12 protein-coding genes and 1 rRNA gene are annotated in these 9,322 nt (G+C 38.9%); 2 read left to right on the top strand and 11 right to left on the bottom strand.

Annotated elements, in window-relative coordinates; all coding sequences use genetic code 11:
• From BN3656_RS03170 to BN3656_RS03155, 4 genes are all read right to left on the bottom strand, one after another.
• Nucleotides 1-60: ribosomal RNA gene (locus BN3656_RS03170) — 16S ribosomal RNA — on the bottom strand; the annotation flags it as partial.
• A 570-nt stretch (nucleotides 61-630) separates the two neighbouring features.
• On the bottom strand, nucleotides 631-1,503 hold the full coding sequence (locus BN3656_RS03165) for a LysR family transcriptional regulator (protein ID WP_066543995.1): 873 nt from the start codon (nucleotides 1,501-1,503) through the stop codon (nucleotides 631-633).
• A 15-nt stretch (nucleotides 1,504-1,518) separates the two neighbouring features.
• Entirely contained in the window at nucleotides 1,519-2,091 is a 573-nt protein-coding gene (locus BN3656_RS03160; protein WP_066543993.1) for a chromate transporter, read from the bottom strand.
• Nucleotides 2,078-2,668 (bottom strand): chromate transporter, encoded by a 591-nt coding sequence (locus tag BN3656_RS03155; protein ID WP_066543991.1) that lies wholly within the window; start codon nucleotides 2,666-2,668, stop codon nucleotides 2,078-2,080. The genes BN3656_RS03160 and BN3656_RS03155 overlap by 14 nt, the downstream gene beginning before the upstream one ends.
• 417 nt (nucleotides 2,669-3,085) lie before the next feature.
• Here BN3656_RS03155 and BN3656_RS03150 point away from each other — a divergent pair, with 417 nt between their 5' ends.
• Complete coding sequence (locus BN3656_RS03150; RefSeq protein ID WP_066543990.1) at nucleotides 3,086-3,463, top strand: TnpV protein; 378 nt, start codon at nucleotides 3,086-3,088, stop codon at nucleotides 3,461-3,463.
• Between the two features lie 48 nt (nucleotides 3,464-3,511).
• Here BN3656_RS03150 and BN3656_RS03145 read toward each other — a convergent pair whose 3' ends face one another.
• From BN3656_RS03145 to BN3656_RS03120, 7 genes are all read right to left on the bottom strand, one after another.
• On the bottom strand, nucleotides 3,512-4,675 hold the full coding sequence (locus tag BN3656_RS03145; protein ID WP_066543986.1) for an AAA family ATPase: 1,164 nt from the start codon (nucleotides 4,673-4,675) through the stop codon (nucleotides 3,512-3,514).
• Nucleotides 4,676-4,683: 8 nt separating this feature from the next.
• Nucleotides 4,684-5,556, bottom strand: coding sequence for a hypothetical protein (locus BN3656_RS03140; protein WP_066543983.1), 873 nt, complete (start codon nucleotides 5,554-5,556; stop codon nucleotides 4,684-4,686).
• Between the two features lie 48 nt (nucleotides 5,557-5,604).
• Entirely contained in the window at nucleotides 5,605-6,714 is a 1,110-nt protein-coding gene (locus BN3656_RS03135) for a DUF262 domain-containing protein (protein ID WP_066543982.1), read from the bottom strand.
• Nucleotides 6,714-7,925, bottom strand: coding sequence for an adenine-specific methyltransferase EcoRI family protein (locus tag BN3656_RS03130; protein WP_066543981.1), 1,212 nt, complete (start codon nucleotides 7,923-7,925; stop codon nucleotides 6,714-6,716). The genes BN3656_RS03135 and BN3656_RS03130 overlap by 1 nt, the downstream gene beginning before the upstream one ends.
• 2 nt (nucleotides 7,926-7,927) lie before the next feature.
• Nucleotides 7,928-8,077 (bottom strand): hypothetical protein, encoded by a 150-nt coding sequence (locus BN3656_RS16590; protein ID WP_167544852.1) that lies wholly within the window; start codon nucleotides 8,075-8,077, stop codon nucleotides 7,928-7,930.
• A gap of 189 nt (nucleotides 8,078-8,266) precedes the next feature.
• Nucleotides 8,267-8,461, bottom strand: a complete 195-nt coding sequence (locus tag BN3656_RS03125) for a hypothetical protein (protein WP_143331323.1) — start codon at nucleotides 8,459-8,461, stop codon at nucleotides 8,267-8,269.
• 39 nt (nucleotides 8,462-8,500) lie between these two features.
• Entirely contained in the window at nucleotides 8,501-8,755 is a 255-nt protein-coding gene (locus BN3656_RS03120; RefSeq protein ID WP_066543977.1) for a complexin-2, read from the bottom strand.
• Here BN3656_RS03120 and BN3656_RS03115 point away from each other — a divergent pair.
• Nucleotides 8,741-9,319 (top strand): hypothetical protein, encoded by a 579-nt coding sequence (locus BN3656_RS03115; RefSeq protein ID WP_066543973.1) that lies wholly within the window; start codon nucleotides 8,741-8,743, stop codon nucleotides 9,317-9,319. The two genes, BN3656_RS03120 and BN3656_RS03115, sit on opposite strands and share 15 nt — an antisense overlap.
• Nucleotides 9,320-9,322: the final 3 nt, after the last annotated feature.

Below are 9,322 nucleotides of genomic sequence, written 5' to 3'. Positions count from 1 at the left end.
TTGCATGTGTTAGGCACGCCGCCAGCGTTCATCCTGAGCCAGGATCAAACTCTCATGTTTAAAGTTGATTCTTATTCAAGATTACTTAGCTTGGCTAATGTTATCTTTTACTTGGTTTTTGTTCTGAATTTTCTCAAATCCTAAGGTCTAAACCAAACCTTTTGAATTGTTAGAATTTTCAGGGTTTTACATACTGTTTAATCTTCAATTTTCAAGGAACTTCTTTGTTGTTTGACTTTTCGTCCGCAACGGTTATTAATTATAACCGATTGTTTTTCGTTTGTCAACAGCTTTTCAAAAGTTTTTTTAACATTTTTCAATGTCGTTTCTTTTGTGTTTCTGTCGTTCCCGACAGCGAAGATTATCTTACCAGATGTATCGCCAAATGTCAACAGTTTTTTTAAGTTTTTTCAAAATTCTTGTAACAGTTCAGCCATGCGAAGCTTCAGGCAGAAAAAAGCGTTGAAAGCTTGCTTTCATAAGAATTTTTCTGCCTGAAGCTTCATAGGGCGGACACCCGACGCTTCTTGTCCGCTGTAAGTGGGCAAGAAGATGCAATGCTGAACTGTTACAAAATTCTTTATCTTCAGATTATCATCCGGATATCCGGATATAAAACCTGCCGTTCCATTATAAATCAGTACAGATATCCTGCATAATCTGCAATGTTTTCGACATATATTTATTTTTATGTCTAATAAAATGAAAATCTCTGATTATATGAATGTCCTCTACAGGCACTATAATCAAACTTCCCTCTACTGCTTCTTTTTCAATCATTCGTTTTGAAAATATTGCGATTCCTCTGCCATGTACTACTGCATTTTTTATTGCCTCCGTATTTGTACTGCAGAAAATTCGTTTCAGCCTAATTCCTTTTTGTTCTAAGAACTGCTCATACTGATTCCGCTCTGTACTTCCGCTTTCTCTGCTGACGTAGTTTTGTCCCTCTAATGCCTTTAGAGAAATACTTTCTTTCTTTGCAAACGGATGTGCTTTTCCGCACACAATGACAAGTTCATCTTTACACATGGGAGCCGCTATTAAATTTTCATCTGAAACAACTCCCTCAATCATACCAATATCAATCTGATTCGTTAATAATGCCTGCTCAATTTCCGATGAATTTGTAACCTTCACTTGAAATTCACATTTCGGAAGAACCCTTTCAGCCTTATCTAAAATACGGTTAATAAGACACGTCCCCACAGAAACACTGCAGCCTATTTGTATCTGTGTTTTTTCCACCGCCTGATTCATCACTTCTTCCATTTGTTTATAGGAATCTAAAATATGGCGTGAAAAGGAAAGCAACAGCTCTCCTTCTTTTGTCAGATATAATCTTTGCGAAAGACGTTCAAACAATTTCACGCCATAATGCTGCTCCAGCTCTGCGATAGCCTGACTGATATTCGGCTGAGAAAGATGCAGTGTTTTTGCGGCCTTATTCATCCCGCCTTCATCTACAACTGCAGTGAAAATCATTAAGTGTCGTAAGGTCATAAAAATCCTTTCCTTTTAAACAGCGCCTAATAATACATATATCAACGTACCTATCATACCACTTCCCAGAATAATTGCAATGGCGCTTGTTTTATACCTTCGCAGTATAAATAAGGAACCGGCGAAAATCGCAAATTCTATAAAACGAAAATTATTGAACTCAACATTATAAAGTTCTGCCTGAAAAAGCCCCAGCATTAATATTGAAGCTCCAGCAGAAGCAATCAGCGCAACTACTGCCGGCCGCATGGAGCCCAACACAACCTGTACCCCGTCTACATTTCTATATTTATAATAAAAATGGGCTAATAGTAAGCAAATACAAAATGATGGAATGATACATCCAATCGTACACAGCAGCACACCCGGAATTCCTGCAATCCGCATACCTACAAAAGTTGCGGAATTGATGGAAATCGGACCCGGAGTCATTTCTGCAACTGTAATAAGATCTGAAAACTCACTTAAGGTCATCAATCCATAAATATTTACAATCTGCTCCTGAATCAACGGAATTGCAGCATAACCGCCTCCCACACTGAATAAACCAACCTGAATAAACGCAATAAACAGTTTAGCCAATAACATTTCTCATTTCTCCCTTTTTGTTTTTTGTTGTTTGAATCATCAGATCAATCAGTCCGATTCCAAGACATGTAAGAATGATAATCATAGCGCTGACATCCAATACATATGTTGCAATAAACGCAATCATCATCATGCCTATATACAGGCTGCGTCTTGTATGGACAACATTTGCCGCTAAGTTGATCACAACATCAAATATGACAGCTGCAACTCCGGCCCTCATGACCTGTAATGCAGTATTGATATATGGATTCGTACGAAATTGCTCATAGAATAAAGAAATAACAGAAATGATGATCATAGGCGGAAGGATGGTTCCTAAAATCGCTGTCAAAGAACCTATAATGCCTGCAATCCGATATCCGATTATGACAGATGCATTTACCGGCAAAGGACCGGGAGCGGATTGTGTAATTGCAGTTACATCTAACATCTCATCTTCTTCTAACCATTTTAATTCTTCAACATATCTTTTCTTCATTAAAGAAACAATAACAAATCCTCCGCCAAAGGTACATGCACTCAATGCAAACATTGACTTAAATAAAACCCACAGCTTACTGTAATCTTTTTTCATTATATTTCCTCCTTTTGTTTGACACTTGGATTGTATCATCGAATTAATTATATGTAAAATACATAGTTTTTATAAAACTTATATATAAAATATATAACTAGGAAATATGCTGTGTTTTTCTGTTCCATTTTAGTTCCGCCCACAAAAAAAGGAGCCGTGAAACCTTTGATTTTTCAGGTTTCACGGCTCCTTTTTATTTTATTCCCACTCGAGCGCCAGACCTTAATTTCTCGTGATAATATGCAGTGATAGTGCGCTTTTCGTCCACATATTCCACACATTTCAAGCTATCCGTAGCGTCTACAAGAATTCTGTAGCCATTTTGTAGCCACTGGCTACAATGCAACCTCCGCTGGCTGATTCACCTCAAAGCCACTCGGTACTACTGTAAATAAATTATACATGGAGGTTTGCAATATGGAAAAATACATTTACGATAACAGCAACGGTCTTTGGTATGAGCTGCATGGAGAATACTATCTGCCGTGTCTGGTCATCCCAGAGGAAGAAGTACACACCATCGGTATCTGGGGCAGAAAGCACCAGCAGTACCTCAGAGAATACCGTCCTATTATCTACTCTGATCTGGTTCTCAGCGGCAAGCTGTACGGCTATCTCTCTGACATTGATACTCAGGCTCGAAATAAGCTCGACTTGCTTGTAACGCAGCTGGCAGAGAAAGAGGGAATCAACGAGTCTCTGAAAGCACAGAATCAACTTGCATGGATCGGAGCCATGAACAACATCCGCAACCGTGCGGAGGAATTCATCAACGCAGAATTGATTTTCGCATAATTTAGCATCAGCCGGGCAGTGGTTAGCTGCTCGGCTGATATTTTGTTTCTACTTAACGATCTGCGCATACAATGCGTCGGTAATTTGACGCATTATTTCACTATTGATATCACGCATATTAGAATAGCGTGAAACATCAATATCTATTATATCTGAAGCCTGTAACGTGCTGTCAAGCCCAGGACACTCATGTTTAATTTTTTCTAAATAGTGCTCGCTCTTAAAAGCTACATATTGTTCTTTTTCTTGTGTGGAAAGCGGCCAAAATGCACATTTATAACTAAATCTTGAACGCAGTTCCGGTGGCAAAAATTCACCTATTCGTTCTTTAGGCATATTGGAAGTAAAAATTATGATGTATTTATCTAAGTCATATTCACGTCCCAAAGAATCTGTGAATTTTCCTTCTTCAAGCAACTGTAAGAAAAAGTTATAAACAGCCTTACTTGCTTTTTCAAACTCATCTATAAGAATTACCTTGCTTCGGCTACGCATAAGCTTGTCGGGCAATTCACCTTTATTACTGCCTATATAACCTCGTGGGCTACCAATCAAACTGTTAAGAGCATCTTGAGCACTGTAATTGCCGAAATTGATTTTTATCATAGGTTCATCTACGGCTAACTTTTGATGAATCAATCTTGCGACTTCTGTTTTACCGATACCGGAAGCACCACATATCAATACGGAAAAAATCGGCTGTTGCCCAATCCGGTTAAACAGTCTATATTTCGTCAATTCCTCTTTCAGACGTTTTTTGAAAAGCTCATTTCCAAAAAGATTTTGATTTAGATAGGCCAAAACATTTTCAAAATCAGATTGATCAATATCAACGATATTTTGAATTGGGTCTTTTTCAATTTCAAGAAAATCCTCAAGGTCAAGAACTTCATCAATCTTATAATACAGTAAATCTCGTACTTGTTTGCTGTATTGGCGTTCAATGATAACATACAGTGCAACGGATTGCTCTTGTTGAATTATATTCAACAAGAGCTCAGCTGGAGCGATGAGAGCGTCTGCACGATCTTCATTATAAAACAAAGAAGATATGTCAATAAAGACTGAAAGAGTACCTGGTGGAAGTTCAAATTTCGATTGATCCTTAGCAAAAAAAGACCAACTTAATATTTGTCCACCTGCTTCCTCAATCGCTTTAACTACACGCTCTCTGTTCTTTCTGTCGTATTCGTAAATGCTTACTCTGTCCATGATATCACCTAAATATTGATGTCTTGAATAATGGCAATGACATCAATGTAATGAACTTTTCCTTGCGCAAGAGAAATATTCCGAATACCCTTTTTATCTTCTTCTCGAACGCCATCCTCAATATCCATACCGCTATCTTGAATATCGTTTGTCTCCTGCTGGCTCTTCTTTCCACCATCATTCAGTGCCATCATACGATTGATTTTTCGTTCAACATCACGACGATCAAATTCTCCACGATAAATACCGAGCACTGTGACTTTACCAATCTCAATATCTGAAATACTGTACTGGCTTTCCATCTCATTTTCAGCGCTCATAGGGATTTTGAGCATCATATGCTCATTAGTGCCGAATCTATGTGGAAGTTCACCACAAAGAACATATGCAGATCCCTTAAACATAACTTCCATAAGAGATGTGAAGTTCATATTACCAATTCCCTCAACAGGAACCTGATTTACCAAGCCACTCATCAGTGCTTTGGTAGCCATCACATCATCGGAATTTACAACGGTAAGGTAAACGTCCTTAATTTTCACCAAGTTACCAACCTTGCTATCATCTAAACGACGTACCTCTTTAGCTTTCTCATAAATGGGCTTAAGAATTGTCGATTTAGAACTTACCACTTTTACAGTATCTTCCACTCGATTGGACCTGTTATGAGATAAATTTCCATTCAGATCTATGCTTGGTAAATACTGTCCGATAACAGGAATTTTGGAAGCAGCACTCGTGGTAACATCGCCATCGCCAGCCATTGCTAATTCTGTATTCTTGATTCGAGTGATTTTTTCTACTATTTGATTATCAAATAACAATGAAATTTCTGATGCTTTCTCGTTATTGATATAGTAGATATTAAACATATTCTTCAATTAGTTCCTCCTCGTAAGTGCTATATTTTTCCAAATACCTATTGGTATCTATTCCTGCGCACCTTTTTTCAGATTACAGTCACGACAAAGCATCTGGCAGTTTTCCGGTGTAGTTTTACCACCCTTAGACCATGGTGTGATATGGTCTGCGTGCATCTGCTCAAACTCGAATGTTTCACCGCAGATAGGACACTTATGCCCCTGTTTCTCATAAGCCGCCAGTGCATCACGGCGGTCAAATGTACGAATGGACAATTTCTTTTCTTCGCCTGTCAGCAAATACTCATATATACCGGATTTCTTTGTAACATCTTCGTCACCCATAAGGCGTTGAATTTCCAATTCCAGCTTTTTAGGATCGAGGTCAGTTCTCTTGCCATGTACATTGTAGAACAATCCCCAAGGCAGCCCTTTCATTTCTTTACGTTTCTTAGGGAAGATAGCCTGAACCCAATCAATCACAGAACGGAAATAGTTCCAGAGGATAACTGCACTTGGGTCATTCTGGTGCTGAGCCATATAGGCTTCAATCGTTTTTCCTTCAGCACTGGCAGCCCATAGAATTGCCGTTTCCAGATATTCCTGACGGATAGAAGCTCCCTTTAGGTAGTCTCCAGCAAGTGTGTCTGCAGCACATCCGGTCTTTGAAAAATATCTCTTCGCATCAGAAACCCATGAACCGGCATACACCGCATTTCGCAGTTCCTGATCTGTGAGCTGTTCGCCAGCAATATTGATGATTCTGAACCAATCCAGTTTCTCAGAATCAGTTCCATCGCACACATAAACGAATAGAGGATAATCCAAAATCTGCTTTTTCTTATCCGTAGGCAGATTATAGAAATACTTATCATCAACAGAGAAAGAGCCATCCACATATTCGCATACGGAAATGGTACGCTGCTGACCATCAAGCACTTCAAATCCATCTGTTCCGTCCTCTTTCTTGACCTTGCACCAATAAATGACATTCAGCGGCAAGCCTTTCATTACGGTGCGGATTACTTCATCACGCTGCTTGTCTTTATAAACAAATTCCCTCTGATATTTAGGACGAATATCAAGGAGTTCATCGTAACCTACAACACCTTCTTCGGCATCGTTAAAGTACCCCTCATATACTTCGCCTATTGTAACCTTTAATTCTTTTATATCCATTAGCTTTGTCCTCCTTTAGGTTGTTCGGGGTGCTTATTACGAATAATCACACGAGCATATGTCTTGATAAAAAGTTCTCCTTCAACCTCATAGTAGGTCTTATTGACTGGCGGTTGCTCAACCTTAATTGCCGCACCATCATTCAACTTAGTAACCTGAGAACGCTTTCCATTTTTATCTATCTGGATTTGTCTTGGATAAATTTTGCTTGCAATTCCACACCACGACTGGGTAACACCTATAATTTCGAACTGGTCTGGACTATACTTATCAAGGAATGTTATAGGTACTCCCATTAAGCCAGCATAATCGCAAGGGATATCTGTTGTTACATCAACATTTATTGCATCATAGTTATCAAAGTGTTCATATACTTCAGGGGCATATTTTTTTACAAGAATCATTTCCTCGTGGCGCTGTCTAATGTCCAAGTTCGTATACCATCTTACGCCCTTAACTCGAATAAATCGACGTCCGTCCTCGTCCACACCACAACCAGAAGCATTTAGCGGATAATCATCTGGAACATAGAATTTTCTGTCGCCAGAGTGTATACTTGCTCCAATCCATACCTTGTTGCCTCTAATCAACGGAAAAAACTCTTTGTAGGTAATTGCATTTACATTACCAAGGATTATAAAATGTTTCTCTCTCTGAATTAAGACATTAACAAATTCTCTAAACAAAGAAAATGGAGGATTTGTCACAACAATATCAGATTCATCAAGTAATGCCAAACATTCCGCACTTCTAAAATCGCCGTCTCCTTCTAATTCTGTTAGCTGATTTTCCCCAGATACAAATAGTTCAGCAACATCCACCATATCTACACCACCGTCACCAGTTTTATCATACACTTGTGTGACTATGGCTTTATACGGGCGTTTAGCTCCGTCTGTAACCTCGGTTTCGTACCCGAAGGAAAATGACATCTGACCATTTTTATCACAATGATACTGTAATTGTTGTCCGACTATCGGAGAAGAAAAATAGCATGTAGCAATTAACTTTTTTAGTCCAAGACGATTAAAATTAAGGACAAAATATTTGAAGAAATTTGATTCAAATGGGTCGTCGCAATTACAAAAAACCGTTTTTCCGTTGAAATGTTTTTTATAATAGCGCATTTCTTTTTCAATGTCAGTAAGCTGAGTATAGAATTCATCTTTCTTAGCTTTAACAGCCGCTGACAAATTGCTGTTTCCTGCCATTACTACTTCACCTCACTTTCCTGTTGTTCCTGCAACCATAAACGGATTAACGCAGAAACTGTCATGTCTTTATCAAGCGCAAGCTGCTTTAGAGCCTTGCGTTCTTCTTTCGTCATTGTAATCGTAAGATTTACCATATTTCTTTCAGCCATAATCTTATACCTCATAACACATTTACTTGTGTATCTGTGTAACAGTGTAACATAAGAATTCCTAAAAATCAATCTATCCTCTGTGTTAAAAAAATCATTTCGCATAGGTTAATATTTTCTCGTTTTACAAATTGGCAAGCAGTGTAAACCTGTACAGGTTCACTCATTTTCTCGATTTTCCCATCTGAGTCAATCTTCGCAAATTGCTTGTTGGGGAAGCATCCCCAATCCCCTTTGAACGGTATCTGCGATACCGGCTGCACGATTTTCAATCGTTTTGTAAGAAGCAAAATTTTTCATTTTTATCTTTACAGAAAAAAGTGATGAACGCAGCAACATCAAGTGTGGCGCACCCACTTTCAGTGAAATCGCTGCAATCATCACTCTCTTGTCTGCAACTCACAGGAGCGTGGCACGCTCCTGTCATCTCTCCCAAGGAGAAGTTGTCCATCGGAAGCTCTGCGGAACTCCACGCTCATCCAGATAACGCTGGCGAGCTTCTTCTCGTTCTTCCGGGGTAAGGGCAGTCTTGTACTTGGCATACAATTCGTGCCTTACCATGGCTTCCAGCTTCTGCTCCAAGCCATGTCGGATTTCATCCTTATAATCGTCATCCATCATCAGATGGTACTGAAGCAAAGCCAGAAATAAATCGTAGGGGATTTGTACGTTCTTCATTTCCGTTTCCTTCCTTTCCGTGTCGGTGGTGACGATGGTGACGGTGTTTTAGACACCGCCAAACATAGTAATTTTTTCTGGATTCACTGGAATATGCGTGACATTAATTACGGATTTAAGGCTATTGAACATAGGTACTCTGTTTTAGGCGGTATCCCTTATAACATTCCTGACGAAAAAAAGATTGACCTTGCTCGTCAGCTAATAAACTGTTACGGTGTTGGTTATGCAGGACACCCCCGTATGGAGAAACTTTTGGAACAAAATGATATTAAAGCCAAAGACTATCTTAATGGTTCGCAAGAAGCTGCTGCTTTCGCAAATAAAGAATATGTCAAGCTACATATGTCCACGCTACGTAAAGTTGATGTCTTTTCAAATATCCTCAACAGAGCAATTAATAACACACTGAAAGTTAATTCAAAATGGACAGAAATATATGGAATATCCATTCAAGGAATCCTAAATTATTGTAAAGATACATGGTGGATACAAATCCTTTGGACACTTGTTTCTATGGTTATTGGTGCTGTAATTGGAGAATTGATTGGAAAAATTATCTAAACA

The organism is Clostridium sp. AT4, from assembly GCF_001517625.2.
Taxonomy (GTDB): domain Bacteria; phylum Bacillota; class Clostridia; order Lachnospirales; family Lachnospiraceae; genus Enterocloster.
The sequence above is the reverse complement of the archived record's forward strand: the minus strand, read 5'-3'. Positions and strand labels throughout refer to the sequence as shown.